Genomic DNA, 16607 nt, shown 5'->3' with positions numbered 1-16607 from the left:
CGGGCCTTTTATTTCTGCATTTTCCCCACCAGCCACTGCGCAAACTCGCGCATTGCCGGCGTTTCTGCCCGTGACTGTAGCCTTGTCAGCCAGTAGCTGCCGAGGTCAATCTGCGTAGCAAACGGCTGCACGATGCGCTCGCTATTCAACAGATGCGTAAACATATCGACAGGGGCGATAGCAATTCCCACGCCCGCCTGAGCAGCCTCAAGCATGGTGACGGACGAATCAAATACCATCACCCGGTGCGTTGGCGACGGCGGATGCTCACCCGCCGCCTGCATCCACGCCGTCCACTCGTCGCGTCGATAGGATCGCAGCAGGGTAAACTTCAGGATATCGGCAGAGGCGTGTAGCCTCGCGGCTATTTCCGGCGTGCACAGGGGCACCAGCGGCGCAGGGCAAAGAAACTGCGCCTCGGTGCCATGCCACGCGCCACCGCCGTAGCGAATGGTGTAATCCAGCCCTTCGGCTGCCGGATCGACGCGGTTGTTATGGGTAGAAAGCTGAAGATCGATATGCGGGTAGCAGCGGCGAAAATCATCCAGCAGGGAGAATAAAATCCCCGTGGCAAACGTCCCCACGACGCCGACCTTCAGCTTCTCCTGGGCCCGATGGCTGGCAAAGCGATCCAGCATACCGGCAATACGATCGAACGAATCATTCAGCACCGGCAGCAGGTTCTCGCCTTCGGTGGTCAACATAAGCCCGCGCGAAACGCGCACGAACAGCCGACAGTTCAGGTGCTGCTCCAGCGCCTTAACGTGCTGGCTGATGGCGGAATGGGTCACGTTCAGCTCAATCGCCGCATGCGTAAAGCTGAGATGCCTTGCGGCCGCTTCGAAGGCACGAAGCGAATTAAGGGGTATATAGCTGCGCGTCATAGGCCCGTCCGTTAGAAAAATTAACAGCTACTGCTAAATTTAACCGTTTGTCAGAGACAGTCAAATCCCACAGACTACGCTCGTCTGATGGGCCCGGAGACTCCCTTTACCTGCTATTACGGAAGATAAATGATGATGAAAAAATCCCTTTGCTGCGCCCTGCTGCTGGGCGCTTCGTACTCCTGTTTTGCCGCGCCGATGTCAGAAAAACAGCTGGCTGATGTTGTAGAGCGTAGCGTCACGCCCCTGATGAAAGCGCAGGGTATTCCAGGCATGGCGGTAGCCGTGATTTATCAGGGCCAGCCGCACTACTTTACCTTCGGAAAAGCCGACGTTGCGGCAAACAAGCCCGTTACTCCACAAACCCTGTTCGAACTGGGTTCTATCAGTAAAACGTTTACCGGCGTGTTGGGCGGCGATGCCATTGCCCGCGGCGAGATTTCGCTGGCCGAGCCGGCCACCCAATACTGGCCCGAACTTACGGGGAAGCAGTGGCAAGGCATTCGCCTGCTTGATCTGGCGACCTATACCGCGGGCGGCCTGCCGCTTCAGGTGCCGGATGACGTCACTGATAACGCATCGCTGCTGCGCTTTTACCAGACATGGCAGCCAAAGTGGAAGCCGGGCACTACGCGGCTGTATGCGAACGCCAGCATCGGCCTGTTTGGCGCGCTGGCGGTGAAACCTTCCGGCATGACGTTTGAGCAGGCAATGACGGAGCGAGTCTTTACGCCGCTGAAGCTGACGCATACCTGGATTAACGTGCCGAAGGCGGAAGAAAAGCACTACGCGTGGGGATACCGTGACGGTAAAGCGGTACACGTTTCGCCAGGCGCGCTGGATGCCGAAGCCTACGGGGTGAAAACTAACGTGCAGGATATGGCCAGCTGGGTAATGGCAAACATGGCGCCTGAGAAAGCTGCTGGCGCCTCGCTTAAGCAGGGCATCGCGCTGGCGCAAACGCGCTACTGGCGCGTAGGTGCAATGTATCAGGGGCTGGGCTGGGAGATGCTCAACTGGCCGGTTGACGCCAAAACGGTTATCGATGGCAGCGACAATAAGGTGGCGCTGGCACCGCTGCCTGCGAGAGAAATTACCCCTCCGGCGCCGCCGGTCAACGCATCATGGGTACACAAAACGGGTTCAACAGGCGGGTTTGGCGGCTACGTGGCCTTTATTCCGGAGAAGCAGATTGGCATCGTGATGCTGGCGAACAAGAGCTATCCGAACCCGGCGCGGGTTGAGACGGCGTACCGTATTTTGAGCGCTCTGTAGTAAACATTGCCGGGTGGCGGCTTCGCCTTACCCGGCTACGACACCCACGCGTTATGCAGGCCGGGTAAGCGCAGCGCCACCCGGCGAAACACAGCGCACGTAATCCACATTTTCCTTGCCGTCATCTACACTTAAAAAAAAACCAGTAAGGAAACACCTATGCGCATTCTGCCTGTTATCGCCGCAGTGACAGCCGCGTTTTTAGTGGTTGCCTGCAGTTCCCCTACCCCGCCTCCCGGCGTCACCGTCGTTACACCTTTCGATGCTCAACGCTTTCTTGGAACCTGGTATGAAATCGCCCGTATGGATCATCGATTCGAGCGGGGGTTAGAAAAAGTCACAGCAAACTACAGCGCAATGGATGACGGCGGAATTAAGATCGTTAATCGAGGCTACAACCCGGACCGGGCAATGTGGCAACAGTCGGTCGGCAAAGCATATTTTACCGGCGATACCAACCGGGCCGCGCTAAAAGTCTCCTTCATTGGGCCATTCTACGGTGGGTATAACGTCATCGCGCTCGACAGAGAGTATCGTCACGCGTTAATTTGCGGGCCGGATCGCGACTACCTGTGGATACTCGCCCGTACACCGACCATTTCACCCGAGATGAAACAGCAGATGCTGGACGTTGCGACCCGGCAAGGGTTTGATGTGTCGAAATTAATCTGGGTGGAACAGCCGCATTAATGCGTGCTGAGCTTCAGCCCAATAATCCCGGCCACAATCAGCGCGAGGCTGGCGATACGCGCCAGGCTCGCAGATTCACCTAAAAGCAGAATGCCGGTAATGGCCGCGCCTACCGCACCAATTCCCGTCCAGACGGCATACGCCGTTCCAACAGGCAACGTACGCATCGCCCATGACAGCATAACAATACTCACAATCATTGCCGTAACGGTAATGACGCTGGGCGTCAGGCGGGTAAAGCCGTGGGTGTACTTCAGACCAATTGCCCATACGACTTCGAGCAAACCGGCAATAAAAAGAACGATCCAGGACATGTCAGGCTCCTTAACTTAAATAAAAGTTGGGGCCGTCCCCGATGAAGGAAGCGCTTGCGGGTCGTCCCGCAAGGCAGATTGCGCCTCATATTTTGGTTAGCGCGGGATTTTTTTTCAATCACTTTATGCTGAATGTGTTAAGGCAAGAAATAGCCTCAGTATGGCGCGTAGTTCAGGCATTTATCACTCATCCGACTTCTCTATGATGATGTGCTTTCTGATGGCAGGAAGCCAAACCACTAGCCGACTGCGAATCCATTATGTTCAAAATTCTCTTGATTGACCGATGTCACTTCACCCGTACGGGGTTTGAAGCGTGGCTCAATCATTCCGGTTTGTTCCCGGGGCACTTTGTCGTGACCGCCCTGAATAATCTCATCCTTGCCAGAGAGCATATTCTGCAATGGCAACCGACGCTGGTTATCGCTGACCTACACGGGTTCCGGCAGGATATTCACCACTTACAGCAGCTCACTTCCCTGATGAATGCCAGCGAAAGATTGCCCTTTATTTTACTGCAATCGGGTAATGAAAATGAGCTAGCAGCCTACCTTGAGCAGTTCCCGATCTGGTCCTCAATGCAGAAAAATGTCGATCTGGAAGCGCTGGCGACGGCAATCAACGATGCATTAACTTCCCGCGCGAGCGTAGAGATCCCGGACGTAGCGGCCCCGCTTCTGACCCGTCAGGAGGAGAAAGTATTGACGCTCTGGATGGATGGCGCAAGCAATAAGAAAATTGCCCATTACCTGTGTATTAACGGAAAAACGGTATATACCTACAAACGAAATATCCGCATGAAACTTCATATGGATACACGTTTCTCGCCGTTTTTATCCCTGCAGGACGCGGAGAGTTGACGGTACGGTGACGTTCACGCGCCGTACCGTCGATGCATCATTAGTTCTGAGCTTTTGTCGCTGCACCGGAAATCGCGCTACCACCGTCGGAGATATCTTCCCCTACGCCACGGGTGGTATTACAGGCAGTCAGTACTGAAGAGAGCACCAGAACAGAAAAGATCGCTGCAATTGTTTTCTTAACCATAATATCTTCCTTTTATAGCCAAAGTTGTTTTGTGTATAGCTACTTAAGAATAGACAAGATCCCGACGTTTGACGGAAAAGGAAGGATTTTTAGGAAAATTAGACGGTTTTAGCTGGCCGCGTGGGAAATGATATGGCCGAGATCCTGAATATCTTCACCGACGCCACGCGCGGTGTTACACCCAGAAAGGAACGCGCTGGAGAGCGCTAACAGAAGCAGAATTTTAACGGTACGTTTCATCATCCCTGCCTGCAAAAAACAGGCGCAGCAGGCGCTGCGCCTTGAATCACGACGTAAATTACTTCACGCGGGATACGTATTCGCCAGAGCGGGTATCCACTTTAATCACTTCGCCAGTCTGTACGAACAGTGGAACCTTAACCACTGCACCGGTAGACAGCTTGGCTGGCTTACCGCCAGTACCTGCGGTGTCACCCTTCAGGCCTGGATCGGTTTCAACGATTTCCAGCTCTACGAAGTTTGGTGGGGTCACAGCGATAGGCTGGCCGTTCCACAGGGTTACGATGCACTCAGCCTGATCCAGCAGCCATTTCGCGCTGTCGCCTACTGCTTTCTCGTCAGCAGACAGCTGTTCGAAAGTAGAGTTGTTCATGAAGTGATAGAACTCACCGTCGTTGTACAGGTAAGTCAGGTTCATATCGACAACATCTGCGCCTTCAGCGGAGTCAGTAGACTTGAAGGTTTTTTCTACACGGGTGCCGGTCAGCAGGCGGCGCAGCTTAACGCGTGCGAATGCCTGGCCTTTACCTGGTTTAACGAATTCGCTGGCTTCAACCGCATACGGTTCGCCGTCCATCATGATTTTAAGACCAGCACGAAAATCGTTGCTATAGTACGTTGCCATAAGGCCCTCTAAATTTGTTAACTGGTAGCTAAGCCACAAAATGGCGCATATTGTAACCCTAAACACCCCGTCCAGAGAAGATTGGTTATCGCAACTTGCCGATGTAATCACCAGTCCTGATGAATTGCTGCGTCTGTTAGACCTCGAACAGCACCCGGAGTTGCTTGCAGGCCGCGAGGCAAAGCGGCTTTTTGCCCTGCGCGTTCCCCGTGCGTTTGTCGCGCGGATGGAAAAAGGCAACCCTGACGATCCGTTATTAAAACAAACGCTTACCTCACAAGATGAGTTTGTGACCGCGCCGGGCTACAGCACCGATCCGCTGGAAGAGCAGAACAGCGTTGTGCCAGGGTTGCTGCATAAATACCTCAATCGAGCCCTGCTGCTGGTAAAAGGCGGCTGCGCGGTAAATTGCCGATATTGCTTCCGTCGCCACTTCCCGTATGCCGACAATCAGGGCAATAAGCGCAACTGGCAGGTCGCACTGGACTATATCGCCGCCCATTCCGAGCTGGATGAGATTATTTTTTCCGGCGGTGACCCGCTAATGGCGAAAGACCACGAGCTGGACTGGCTGCTGACCCAGCTTGAAGCCATTCCCCACATCAAGCGTCTGCGCATTCACAGCCGTTTACCGATCGTTATTCCGGCGCGGATCACCGAGGGGCTGGCGTCGCGCCTGGAGCAGTCTCGCTTGCAGGTGCTGCTGGTGAACCATATCAACCACGCAAACGAAATTGACGATGCGTTTCGCGCGGGGATGTCGCGTCTGCGTAAGGCTGGCGTGACGCTGCTGAACCAGAGCGTGTTGCTGCGCGGCGTAAATGATAATGCCCGCGTGCTGGCGGATCTGAGCAATGCGTTGTTTGATGCGGGGGTAATGCCTTACTACCTGCACGTGCTGGATCGCGTTCAGGGCGCAGCGCATTTCATGGTGACGGATGAAGAAGCCCGGCAGATTATGCGCAAACTGTTAACGCTGGTGTCAGGCTATATGGTGCCGAAGCTGGCACGTGAAATTGGCGGGGAGCCAAGCAAGACGCCGCTGGATTTGCAGCTGCGGCAGAACTAGTTTCCCCTCACCCTACCCCTCTCCCACAGGGAGAGGGAAAAAGGCAATCAGTTCGGGCACTTGTAGACCTGGCCGTTCATCTGGCTGGCGGTCGGCACGAAGCTGGACAGCATACCCTGCGTTGGGCTGCTCACGCCGTAGATTACGTTGCCACCCATTGCGGCGGCCTGGTTACGCAGCGCATTCGCCGCGCCGCGCATAGAGCCGCCCTCTTCACCGTGCTGGCCCGACATCCAGTTGCTTTGCTCACCGGTTGCGGTGCCTAGCAGCTGGCATTCGCTGCCTGGCTTATCTTCAACAAAGCGAACGCCCTGGCCCGCTGCCGACAGTTCATTGCTGGAGCTACAACCCGCCAGCAGCAACGCTGCCCCTACGATCCCTGCACAGACTTTTACGCGCATGTTATTCCTCGGTATCAATAAGCTGGACAGTAGTTGTCCGTGTGTAGACCTTATACCTAAAAGATGACCAAAAGAAAAACCCCCGAGCATTTCTGCCCGGGGGTTTTCTTATTTCTAAGACGTAAAGCGCACGATTACATCATGCCGCCCATACCGCCCATGCCGCCCATACCTGCAGCACCTAAGTCAGGCGCGTCGCCTTTAGGCAGGTCGGTCACCATGCACTCGGTGGTGATCATCAGGCCAGCTACAGACGCCGCATACTGCAGAGCAGAACGGGTGACTTTTGTTGGGTCCAGGATACCGAAGTCGATCATGTTGCCGTATTCTTCAGTTGCAGCGTTGTAACCGTAGTTACCTTCACCCGCTTTCACGTTGTTGGTCACCACAGATGGCTCTTCGCCGGCGTTGGACACGATCTGACGCAGTGGCGCTTCCATTGCGCGCAGCGCAACTTTGATACCCACGTTCTGATCTTCGTTCTGAGCGGTCAGGCTAGCCAGCTTAGCGGCAACGCGCACCAGCGCAACGCCACCACCAGCCACCACGCCTTCTTCTACCGCAGCACGGGTCGCGTGCAGGGCATCGTCAACGCGTGCTTTTTTCTCTTTCATTTCAACTTCGGTCGCAGCACCGACTTTGATTACCGCAACGCCGCCTGCCAGTTTCGCTACGCGCTCCTGCAGTTTTTCACGGTCGTAATCGGAAGTTGCTTCTTCGATCTGCTTACGGATCTGACCCACGCGGCCCTGAATAGCGGCTTCTTCACCCACGCCATCGATGATGGTGGTGGTGTCTTTGTTGATCACAACGCGTTTCGCCTGGCCCAGGTCTTCCAGGGTCGCTTTTTCCAGCTCCATACCGATCTCTTCAGAGATTACGGTACCGCCGGTCAGAGTCGCGATATCCTGCAGCATCGCTTTACGGCGATCGCCGAAGCCAGGTGCTTTAACCGCAGCCACTTTCACGATGCCGCGCATGGTGTTAACCACCAGAGTCGCCAGCGCTTCGCCTTCAACGTCTTCGGCGATGATAACCAGCGGCTTGCCTGCTTTCGCAACGGCTTCCAGCACTGGCAGCATTTCGCGGATGTTGGAGATTTTCTTGTCAGCCAGCAGGATGAACGGGCTTTCCAGCTCAACAGCGCCAGTCTCTGGCTTGTTGATGAAGTACGGGGACAGGTAGCCGCGGTCGAACTGCATACCTTCTACTACGTCCAGTTCGTCTTCCAGACCGGTACCGTCTTCAACGGTGATCACGCCTTCTTTACCGACTTTGTCCATCGCTTCAGCGATCAGTTTACCTACGGTTTCGTCGGAGTTAGCGGAGATAGTACCTACCTGAGCAATGGCTTTGGAGTCAGAGCACGGTACGGACAGGGCTTTCAGTTCTTCAACGGCGGATGCGACAGCTTTGTCGATACCACGTTTCAGATCCATCGGGTTCATGCCAGCAGCAACGGCTTTCAGGCCTTCAGTGATGATAGCCTGCGCCAGTACGGTCGCGGTGGTGGTACCGTCGCCTGCAGCGTCGTTCGCTTTAGAGGCCACTTCTTTCACCATCTGCGCACCCATGTTTTCGAACTTGTCTTCCAGCTCGATTTCACGTGCTACAGAAACACCATCTTTGGTGATGGTTGGTGCGCCGAAGGATTTGTCCAGCACAACGTTACGGCCTTTCGGGCCCAGGGTCACTTTAACTGCGTCTGCCAGTACGTTTACGCCGCGGAGCATTTTCACACGAGCGTCGTTACCGAATTTTACGTCTTTAGCTGCCATGTTCTTAGTTCCTCAAATTCGTACAGTTTCGTGCGTAAATTACGCTTCAACAATTGCCAGAATGTCGCTCTCGGACATGATCAACACTTCTTCATTGTCGATCTTCTCGGATTTCACGCCGTAGCCATCGTTGAAAATTACGATGTCACCAACTTTAACGTCCAGCGGCTGCACAGTTCCGTTTTCCAGGATGCGGCCCTTACCGACAGCGATGATTTCGCCACGCGTTGATTTTGCTGCTGCAGAACCGGTCAGAACGATGCCGCCAGCAGATTTGGTTTCAACTTCTTTACGTTTGACGATCACACGATCATGTAACGGACGAATACTCATTGATAGCTCTCCTTTGAGAAAGTCATTATCAGTTATGGATGACGCCGGTCCGCACGCGGTTTTCCGACTAGTGCCCTGAGAGATGGGGATAGCTTTTTACCCCTTCAAGGGGGAATCGAAAAAAAATTTGCGAAAGTGTTACCATCGCCTCTCTTTTGATGGTCGCAGGACGATGTAAATGAGTGGACTCAAACAGGAGCTGGGGCTGGCGCAGGGCGTTGGTTTACTCTCCACCTCCTTGTTAGGGACGGGCGTATTTGCCGTTCCCGCACTGGCGGCGCTGGTGGCAGGCGATAACAGCCTGTGGGCGTGGCCGGTCTTGATTGTGCTGGTTTTCCCGGTGGCCATCGTCTTCGCCATCCTTGGGCGACATTTCCCCAGCGCCGGCGGCGTCGCGCACTTTGTCGGCATGGCATTTGGCCCGCGGCTGGAGCGCGTCACCGGCTGGCTGTTTCTCTCCGTGATCCCGGTTGGCCTGCCTGCGGCGTTGCATATCGCCACCGGCTTTGGGCAGGCGCTGTTTGGCTGGCATAACGAGCAGCTGCTGCTGGCCGAGCTGGGTACGCTGGCGATTGTCTGGTGGGTGGGGTCGCGCGGGGCCAGCTCCAGCGCCAACCTGCAGACGCTGGTTGCCGTATTGATTGTCGCGCTCATTGCCGCCATCTGGTGGGCAGGCGATATTACCGTCGCGGAAATTCCCTTCCCGGTGGTGGCAGAAGTTGACCATTCGCAGCTTTTCGCCGCGCTTTCGGTGATGTTCTGGTGCTTTGTCGGACTGGAAGCCTTCGCCCATCTGGCGTCAGAGTTTAAGCAGCCCGAGCGCGATTTCCCACGAGCGCTGATGATTGGCCTGCTGCTGGCCGGTACGGTCTATTGGGCCTGTACCGTGCTGGTGCTTCATTTCAACGCGTTTGGCGCAGATAAAGCCGCTGCCGCATCGCTGCCGGGCATCGTGGTTGAGCTATTTGGCGTAAAAGCGCTGTGGGTCGCCTGCGTCATCGGCTATCTGGCCTGCTTCGCCAGCCTGAATATCTATATTCAGAGCTTTGCCCGTCTGGTGTGGTCCCAGGCGCTGTATAAGCCCGAGAGCCGCCTTGCTCGCCTGTCTAAACGTCAGCTTCCGCTGAATGCGCTGAATGCCGTGCTGGGCTGCTGCGTGCTGAGCACGCTGTGTATTTACGGGCTGAATATCAATCTGGATGCGCTGATCGTCTACGCCAACGGCATTTTCATCATGATTTATCTGCTGTGTATGCTGGCAGGCTGCCGTCTGCTGAAAGGACGCTATAAAGCGCTGGCTGCCGTCGGGGGCGTGCTTTGCCTGCTGCTGCTGGCGATGGTGGGATGGAAGAGCGTGTACGCCATTGTCATGCTGGCGGGGCTGTGGGTATTTTTACCGAAGCGGCAAAATCCGCAGGCCCGGTAGCGAAGCGCCACCGGGCAACAAAATCAACGATCGTCCTTGTGGTCTAAACGGTCGCGCTGATCGTCCTTACGCTGATATTCACCTTCAAAGGTATCTCCCGGGCCGGTACTGAACCCGCCGCCCGGCATACGGTTAAAACGCAGATGCGGCAGCAGCTTCATGGTCAGGTGCTTCTGCACCGGCGGCAACAGCAGCAACAGGCCGAGGAAGTCGGTGAAAAAGCCCGGCAGAATCAGCAGCAGGCCAGCAATAATCAGCGATACGCTTTTGATCATCTCGGCTGCCGGGCTTTCGCCTGCGGCCATCTTCTGCTGCATTAACAGGAAGTTTTTGAAACCCTGATTACGCACCAGCGACATGCCGATGACGGAGGTGAAGATCACCAGGACCAGCGTCAGCAGGACGCCCAGCACGTGGGCAACCTGGATGAAAATCGAGATTTCGATGTAAACATAGAGAAAGAAAGCAATAAACGGTATCCAGCGCACTGGCATCTCCTGTATGGCAGGTGCCGTCTGGCCCCTGTCTGAATGTGTTCGCGTCACGCGTCTGTAAGAGATGGAGACGGTTAGCCAAAATTCAATCGGTTTGCACGGATATTTTTTCTGGAAATATTAAAGCGGTGACTCATTTCACAGATTAATAATTATCATGAAATCGGGTCGATAATAAGTGATCCAGCTTACGGCAATTCGCTATCATCAGCATATGATCTCGAACATCTGGCCGATTGAGGGAATAATCGTCGGTCAGAAAATATTCAAAACCACATATATACTGTGTGTTTAGTACAATCCATCGGCAGCTTGAAAAGAAGGTTCACATGTTAAACAACATTCGTATCGAAGAAGATTTGTTGGGTACCAGGGAAGTTCCAGCGGATGCCTACTACGGTATTCACACTCTGAGAGCGATTGAAAACTTCTACATCAGCAACAGCAAAATCAGCGACATCCCTGAGTTTGTGCGTGGCATGGTGATGGTGAAGAAAGCGGCAGCACTAGCGAATAAAGAGCTGCAAACCATTCCAAAAAGCGCTGCAAATGCGATTATCGCCGCGTGTGATGAAGTGCTGAACAACGGCAAGTGCATGGATCAGTTCCCGGTTGACGTCTATCAGGGCGGCGCGGGTACCTCCGTCAACATGAATACCAACGAAGTGCTGGCAAACATCGGCCTGGAGCTGATGGGCCACCAGAAAGGTGAATACCAGTATCTCAACCCGAACGACCACGTGAATAAATGTCAGTCTACCAACGACGCCTACCCAACCGGCTTCCGCATTGCGGTCTACGCCTCCGTGGTGAAACTGGTCGACGCAATTAACCAGCTGGGCGATGGCTTCCAGCGCAAGGCGGTAGAATTCCAGGACATCCTGAAGATGGGCCGCACCCAACTGCAGGACGCGGTGCCGATGACCCTCGGTCAGGAGTTCCACGCGTTTAACGTGCTGCTGAACGAAGAAACCAAAAACATGCTGCGCACCTCCGAGCTGCTGCTGGAAGTGAACCTGGGCGCTACCGCCATCGGTACACGTCTGAACACGCCGGACGGCTATCAGCAGCTGGCAGTACAGAAGCTGGCGGAAGTGTCTAATCTGCCGGTAGTGCCAGCAGAAGACCTGATTGAAGCCACCTCCGACTGCGGCGCTTACGTCATGGTGCACAGCGCCCTGAAGCGTCTGGCGGTTAAGCTGTCCAAAATCTGTAACGACCTGCGCCTGCTCTCCTCCGGCCCGCGCGCTGGCCTGAATGAAATCAACCTGCCTGAACTGCAGGCCGGTTCATCCATCATGCCGGCCAAGGTGAACCCAGTGGTGCCAGAAGTGGTGAACCAGGTTTGCTTCAAAGTTATTGGCAACGACAGCACCGTGACCATGGCCTCTGAAGCCGGTCAGCTCCAGCTGAACGTCATGGAGCCGGTCATTGGCCAGGCCATGTTTGAATCCATTCACATCCTGACCAACGCCTGCTACAACCTGCTGGAGAAATGCATCAACGGCATCACCGCGAATAAAGAAGTGTGTGAAGGCTATGTGTATAACTCCATCGGGATCGTCACCTACCTCAACCCGTTCATCGGCCACCACAACGGCGACATCGTCGGGAAGATTTGTGCCGAAACCGGTAAGAGCGTGCGCGAGGTAGTTCTTGAGCGAGGATTGTTGACCGAAGCCGAGCTGGACGATATCTTCTCGGCCCAGAACCTGATGCATCCGGCTTATAAAGCGAAACGTTATACCGATGAAAGCGAACAATAACAGTTCAGGCTAAGCTTCCGAAAGGCACGTCACTTGTGACGTGCCTTTTTTCTTTTTAAGCATTACCAATTACACAACAATTTAATATCAACTTGTTAATAAACAAGGAAGGCACTTATGTTTGGAGCAGAACTCGTCATCGTCTTGTTGGCGATTTATTTGGGCGCACGACTCGGGGGGATCGGCATCGGTTTTGCCGGCGGTCTCGGGGTGCTTGTTCTTACCCTTATCTTTCAGATTAAGCCCGGCGCAATCCCTTTTGACGTAATCGAAATCATCATGGCGGTTATCGCTGCTATCGCGGCCATGCAGGTGGCGGGCGGTATGGACTACCTGGTGAGCCTGGCGGAGCGTATGTTGCGCCGCCATCCCAAATATATAACCTTCCTTGCCCCGCTGGTGACCTGGTTTATGACCATTCTCGCCGGGACGGGCCACACGGCGTTCTCCACCCTGCCGGTCATCACCGAAGTGGCAAAAGAGCAGGGCATCCGCCCGTCTCGCCCGCTTTCTATCGCGGTGGTAGCATCCCAGATTGCGATCACCGCTTCGCCAATCTCCGCCGCCGTGGTCTTCTTCGCCGGTATCCTTGAGCCGATGGGCGTGAGCTACCTGACGCTGCTGGCGATCTGTATTCCGGTGACGCTGATTGCCGTGATGATCACCGCCGTGCTGTGTAACTTCCTCGGCGCGGAGCTGAAGGACGATCCGGTTTACCAGGAACGCCTGGCGAAAGGTGAAGTGAAGCTGCGCGGCAGCCAGGTCTTCGAGCTGAAGCCGCACGCCAAACGCTCCGTGCTGCTGTTCCTGATTGGTATTGTCGCGGTCATGTTCTACGCCACCGCCATCAGCGACACCGTAGGCCTGATCCAGAACCCGGTCCTGCCGCGTAACGAAGCGATCGTCGTGTTCATGCTGACCATCGCCACGCTGATTAGCATCACCTGTAAAATCGACACCAGCGAAGTGTTGAACGCCAGCACCTTCAAATCCGGCATGAGCGCCTGCGTGTGCGTGCTGGGCGTGGCGTGGCTCGGCGATACCTTCGTGAAAGCACACATCAGCGACATCCAGACCGTTGCGGGCGACCTGCTGCATAACTATCCGTGGCTGCTGGCCGTGGTACTGTTCTTTGCTGCCACCCTGCTCTACTCCCAGGCAGCGACAACTAAAGCACTGATGCCTGCTGCACTGATGCTGGGCGTTACCCCGCTGACGGCGATTGCCTCTTTTGCGGCGGTTTCTGCCCTGTTCGTTCTGCCAACCTACCCGACGCTGTTGGCGGCGGTGGAGATGGATGACACCGGCTCAACGCGCATCGGTAAGTACGTGTTTAACCACGCGTTCCTGATCCCGGGCGTGGTGGCGATTTCGCTTTGCGTCATTCTCGGCTTTATCATCGGCGGCGTTGTGCTGTAAATCGTTAGCCGTTGTAAAAATAGTTAAAATCGGGCCGCTCTGCGGCCCGTTTCATTAATGACCAATCGCCTTGCGTGATATAGTGAAGACTTTCGCGATGAGGAGGTCGACTTGTGAACACGCCAGATGCCGTTGTCGTACTGTGTACCGCCCCTGATGAAGCCTCTGCCCAGGATCTCGCCGCCAAAGTGCTGGCCGAAAAACTGGCTGCCTGCGTCACACTTCTGCCCGGCGCGACGTCCCTCTATTACTGGGAAGGCAAGCTGGAGCAGGAGTTTGAAGTCCAGATGCTGCTTAAAACCAATCTGGCGAATCAGCAGGCGCTGCTCGACTGCCTCAAATCTCATCATCCTTACCAAACCCCGGAACTGCTGGTGCTGCCAGTGGTCCACGGCGATAACGATTATCTCTCATGGCTCAACGCTTCCTTACGCTGATCCTGCTGCTGTGCAGCACGTCAGCTTTTGCCGGGTTATTTGACGCGCCCGGCCGTTCAAACTTTATTCCTGCCGACCAGGCGTTCGTTTTCGACTTTCAGCAAAACCAGCACGACCTTAGCCTCACCTGGCAGGTGAAAGAGGGCTATTACCTCTACCGCAAACAGGTCAGCATCACGCCCGCTAAGGCTAACGTCGGCGCACTGCAGATGCCCGCGGGCGAGTGGCACGAGGACGAGTTCTACGGCAAGAGTGAGATCTATCGCCAGCGCTTAAGCGTGCCCGTTACGGTGAATCAGGCCGATAAAGGCGCAACGCTGACGGTGACCTATCAGGGCTGTGCCGACGCGGGGTTCTGCTATCCATCGGAAACGAAGGTCGTTCCGCTTACTGAAGTTAAAGCGGCTGCCTCCCCTCTCCCCTCAGGGGAGAGGGCCAGGGTGAGGGGTGAAGGCGAAGCCGAAGCTGCTTCCGATCTGCCGTTCTCAGCGCTGTGGGCCTTGCTGATTGGTATCGGCATCGCCTTTACGCCGTGCGTGCTGCCCATGTACCCGCTCATTTCGGGCATTGTGCTGGGTGGCAAACAGCGTCTTTCCACCGCCCGCGCGCTGCTGCTGTCCTTCATCTACGTGCAGGGCATGGCGCTTACCTATACGGCGCTCGGCCTCGTGGTAGCCGCAGCCGGACTGCAGTTCCAGGCGGCCCTCCAGCATCCTTACGTGCTCATTGGCCTGTCAGTCGTGTTTATCCTGCTGGCGCTGTCGATGTTTGGCCTGTTCACGCTGCAGCTGCCTTCCTCACTGCAAACGCGCCTGGCGCTGATGAGCAATCGCCAGCAGGGCGGCTCTGCAGGCGGCGTGTTCGCGATGGGTGCCATAGCCGGGCTGATTTGCTCACCCTGCACTACCGCGCCGCTGAGCGCTATCCTGCTGTATATCGCCCAGAGCGGTAACATGTGGCTTGGCGGCGGTACGCTGTACCTCTACGCGCTGGGCATGGGCCTGCCGCTGATTCTGGCGACGGTGTTTGGTAACCGCCTGCTGCCGAAAAGCGGCCCGTGGATGGAAACGGTGAAAACCGCGTTTGGTTTCGTCATCCTGGCGCTGCCGGTGTTCCTGCTCGAGCGTATCATCGGTGACGTCTGGGGCCTTCGTCTTTGGGCGATGCTCGGCGTCGCATTCTTTGCCTGGGCATTCATCGTTAGCCTGGGAGCGAGAAAAGCGTGGATGCGTGTGGTGCAAATTATCCTGCTGGCTGCCGCGCTGGTGAGCGCTCGCCCGCTTCAGGACTGGGCGTTCGGTTCGCCAGCTGTCCAGACGCAGGCGCACCTGAACTTCACGCCGATTAAAAACGTGGATGATCTCAATAGCGCGCTGGCGCAGGCGAAAGGCAAACCGGTGATGCTCGATCTCTATGCCGACTGGTGCGTGGCCTGTAAAGAGTTTGAAAAATACACCTTTAGCGATCCGCGTGTGCAAAGCGCGTTAAAAGGGACGGTTCTGCTGCAGGCGAACGTTACCGCTAACAGCGCGCAGGATAAGGCTCTGCTGAAACAACTTAACGTGCTTGGACTGCCGACCATCCTGTTCTTCAATGAACGGGGCGAGGAGCAGCCATCGCAGCGCGTAACCGGGTTTATGGATGCAGCGACATTCTGCGCACATTTGCGCGATCGCCAACCGTAAACAACACTTTAAACGGGACAAACCGTTGGGAATAGCGGAGGAGAAAACCGTGCAACGCGAAGACGTACTGGGACAAGCCCTGCAATTGCTTGAGATTCAAGGGATCGCCAGCACCACGCTTGAGATGGTAGCCGACCGTATCGATTACCCTCTCGACGAGCTGATGCGCTTCTGGCCCGATAAAGAAGCATTACTTTACGATGCTCTGCGCTATCTCAGCCAACAGGTTGACGTCTGGCGCAGGCAGTTGATGTTGAATGAGGAACTGACTGCGGAGCAGAAGTTACTGGCGCGTTATAGCGCCCTGACCGAATGCGTGAGCAACAACCGCTATCCGGGCTGTTTGTTTATCGCCGCCTGCACATACTTCCCCGATCCGGGCCATCCTATCCACCAGTTGGCGGATCAGCAAAAACGGGCGGCGCATGACTTCACCCACGAGCTGCTGACCACGCTGGAAGTGGATGATCCCGCAATGGTTGCTAAACAGATGGAGCTGGTGCTGGAAGGTTGCCTGAGTCGCATGCTGGTAAATCGTAGCCAGGCCGACGTAGATACAGCGCACCGCCTGGCGGAAGATATTCTGCGCTTTGCGCAATGCCGTATGGGTGGAGCATTGACGTAAGCCAGTATCCCGCTTGGACGCAGAAACCGACAGATTGCCGCAAAGTTAAGCAGTTGAACAGCTTTTCCCGAAATAAGGTTGACGATCATGCGCGATTGC

General features: G+C 55.5%; 19 protein-coding genes. 10 read left to right on the top strand and 9 right to left on the bottom strand.

Going from position 1 to position 16607, the window contains the following annotated elements; translation table 11 throughout:
• Positions 1-8: 8 nt before the first annotated feature.
• The gene (gene ampR / locus VPX56_RS02400) at positions 9-884 is read right to left on the bottom strand and encodes a LysR family transcriptional regulator AmpR (RefSeq protein ID WP_326469644.1); all 876 of its coding nucleotides are present in this window, start codon (positions 882-884) and stop codon (positions 9-11) included.
• A 132-nt stretch (positions 885-1016) separates the two neighbouring features.
• Between ampR and blaACT the strand changes: the two genes are divergently transcribed.
• Positions 1017-2159: an ACT family cephalosporin-hydrolyzing class C beta-lactamase gene (blaACT, locus tag VPX56_RS02395; protein WP_326471937.1), complete on the top strand. Its 1143-nt coding sequence runs from the start codon at positions 1017-1019 to the stop codon at positions 2157-2159.
• A gap of 159 nt (positions 2160-2318) precedes the next feature.
• Entirely contained in the window at positions 2319-2849 is a 531-nt protein-coding gene (locus tag VPX56_RS02390) for a lipocalin family protein (protein ID WP_326469642.1), read from the top strand.
• On the opposite strand, the gene sugE is transcribed toward VPX56_RS02390, so the two are convergent.
• The gene (gene sugE / locus VPX56_RS02385) at positions 2846-3163 is read right to left on the bottom strand and encodes a quaternary ammonium compound efflux SMR transporter SugE (protein WP_112011979.1); all 318 of its coding nucleotides are present in this window, start codon (positions 3161-3163) and stop codon (positions 2846-2848) included. The two genes, VPX56_RS02390 and sugE, sit on opposite strands and share 4 nt — an antisense overlap.
• 260 nt (positions 3164-3423) lie before the next feature.
• On the opposite strand from sugE, the gene VPX56_RS02380 reads away from it, so the two are divergent.
• Positions 3424-4023, top strand: coding sequence for a helix-turn-helix transcriptional regulator (locus VPX56_RS02380; protein ID WP_326469640.1), 600 nt, complete (start codon positions 3424-3426; stop codon positions 4021-4023).
• A 40-nt stretch (positions 4024-4063) separates the two neighbouring features.
• Here the strand turns inward: VPX56_RS02380 and ecnB are convergent, their stop codons facing one another.
• The 3 genes from ecnB to efp form a co-directional block, all read right to left on the bottom strand.
• Positions 4064-4210, bottom strand: a complete 147-nt coding sequence (gene ecnB, locus VPX56_RS02375; RefSeq protein ID WP_006178941.1) for a lipoprotein toxin entericidin B — start codon at positions 4208-4210, stop codon at positions 4064-4066.
• A 108-nt stretch (positions 4211-4318) separates the two neighbouring features.
• On the bottom strand, positions 4319-4450 hold the full coding sequence (locus tag VPX56_RS02370) for an entericidin A/B family lipoprotein (protein ID WP_131634216.1): 132 nt from the start codon (positions 4448-4450) through the stop codon (positions 4319-4321).
• Between the two features lie 58 nt (positions 4451-4508).
• Complete coding sequence (gene efp / locus VPX56_RS02365) at positions 4509-5075, bottom strand: elongation factor P (protein ID WP_010427766.1); 567 nt, start codon at positions 5073-5075, stop codon at positions 4509-4511.
• Positions 5076-5115: 40 nt separating this feature from the next.
• On the opposite strand from efp, the gene epmB reads away from it, so the two are divergent.
• Positions 5116-6144, top strand: coding sequence for an EF-P beta-lysylation protein EpmB (gene epmB / locus VPX56_RS02360; protein WP_326469636.1), 1029 nt, complete (start codon positions 5116-5118; stop codon positions 6142-6144).
• Positions 6145-6191: 47 nt separating this feature from the next.
• Here epmB and VPX56_RS02355 read toward each other — a convergent pair whose 3' ends face one another.
• From VPX56_RS02355 to VPX56_RS02345, 3 genes are all read right to left on the bottom strand, one after another.
• The gene (locus VPX56_RS02355) at positions 6192-6545 is read right to left on the bottom strand and encodes a DUF4156 domain-containing protein (RefSeq protein WP_010427771.1); all 354 of its coding nucleotides are present in this window, start codon (positions 6543-6545) and stop codon (positions 6192-6194) included.
• A 134-nt stretch (positions 6546-6679) separates the two neighbouring features.
• The gene (gene groL, locus VPX56_RS02350; protein WP_131634218.1) at positions 6680-8323 is read right to left on the bottom strand and encodes a chaperonin GroEL; all 1644 of its coding nucleotides are present in this window, start codon (positions 8321-8323) and stop codon (positions 6680-6682) included.
• A gap of 39 nt (positions 8324-8362) precedes the next feature.
• Entirely contained in the window at positions 8363-8656 is a 294-nt protein-coding gene (locus VPX56_RS02345; RefSeq protein WP_003855929.1) for a co-chaperone GroES, read from the bottom strand.
• Positions 8657-8834: 178 nt separating this feature from the next.
• On the opposite strand from VPX56_RS02345, the gene yjeH reads away from it, so the two are divergent.
• Complete coding sequence (yjeH, locus tag VPX56_RS02340) at positions 8835-10082, top strand: L-methionine/branched-chain amino acid transporter (RefSeq protein ID WP_326469634.1); 1248 nt, start codon at positions 8835-8837, stop codon at positions 10080-10082.
• A 23-nt stretch (positions 10083-10105) separates the two neighbouring features.
• On the opposite strand, the gene VPX56_RS02335 is transcribed toward yjeH, so the two are convergent.
• On the bottom strand, positions 10106-10570 hold the full coding sequence (locus tag VPX56_RS02335; RefSeq protein ID WP_207389446.1) for an FxsA family protein: 465 nt from the start codon (positions 10568-10570) through the stop codon (positions 10106-10108).
• A 335-nt stretch (positions 10571-10905) separates the two neighbouring features.
• Between VPX56_RS02335 and aspA the strand changes: the two genes are divergently transcribed.
• The 5 genes from aspA (at position 10906) to VPX56_RS02310 (ending at position 16508) form a co-directional block, all read left to right on the top strand.
• A complete protein-coding gene (gene aspA, locus VPX56_RS02330; RefSeq protein WP_131634221.1) occupies positions 10906-12342 on the top strand; it encodes an aspartate ammonia-lyase in 1437 nt (478 codons plus the stop codon).
• Positions 12343-12459: 117 nt separating this feature from the next.
• Positions 12460-13761, top strand: a complete 1302-nt coding sequence (locus tag VPX56_RS02325) for an anaerobic C4-dicarboxylate transporter (protein WP_032662382.1) — start codon at positions 12460-12462, stop codon at positions 13759-13761.
• Between the two features lie 113 nt (positions 13762-13874).
• Complete coding sequence (gene cutA / locus VPX56_RS02320) at positions 13875-14198, top strand: divalent cation tolerance protein CutA (protein WP_326469628.1); 324 nt, start codon at positions 13875-13877, stop codon at positions 14196-14198.
• Positions 14174-15883: a protein-disulfide reductase DsbD gene (locus tag VPX56_RS02315; protein WP_326469626.1), complete on the top strand. Its 1710-nt coding sequence runs from the start codon at positions 14174-14176 to the stop codon at positions 15881-15883. The genes cutA and VPX56_RS02315 overlap by 25 nt, the downstream gene beginning before the upstream one ends.
• Positions 15884-15932: 49 nt before the next feature.
• Positions 15933-16508 (top strand): transcriptional regulator, encoded by a 576-nt coding sequence (locus tag VPX56_RS02310; RefSeq protein ID WP_263611451.1) that lies wholly within the window; start codon positions 15933-15935, stop codon positions 16506-16508.
• Positions 16509-16607: the final 99 nt, after the last annotated feature.

It is taken from the genome of Enterobacter wuhouensis (genome assembly GCF_035835995.1).
GTDB classification, from domain to species: Bacteria; Pseudomonadota; Gammaproteobacteria; order Enterobacterales; family Enterobacteriaceae; genus Enterobacter; species Enterobacter wuhouensis.
This window is presented reverse-complemented; position numbering and strand designations above follow the sequence as displayed.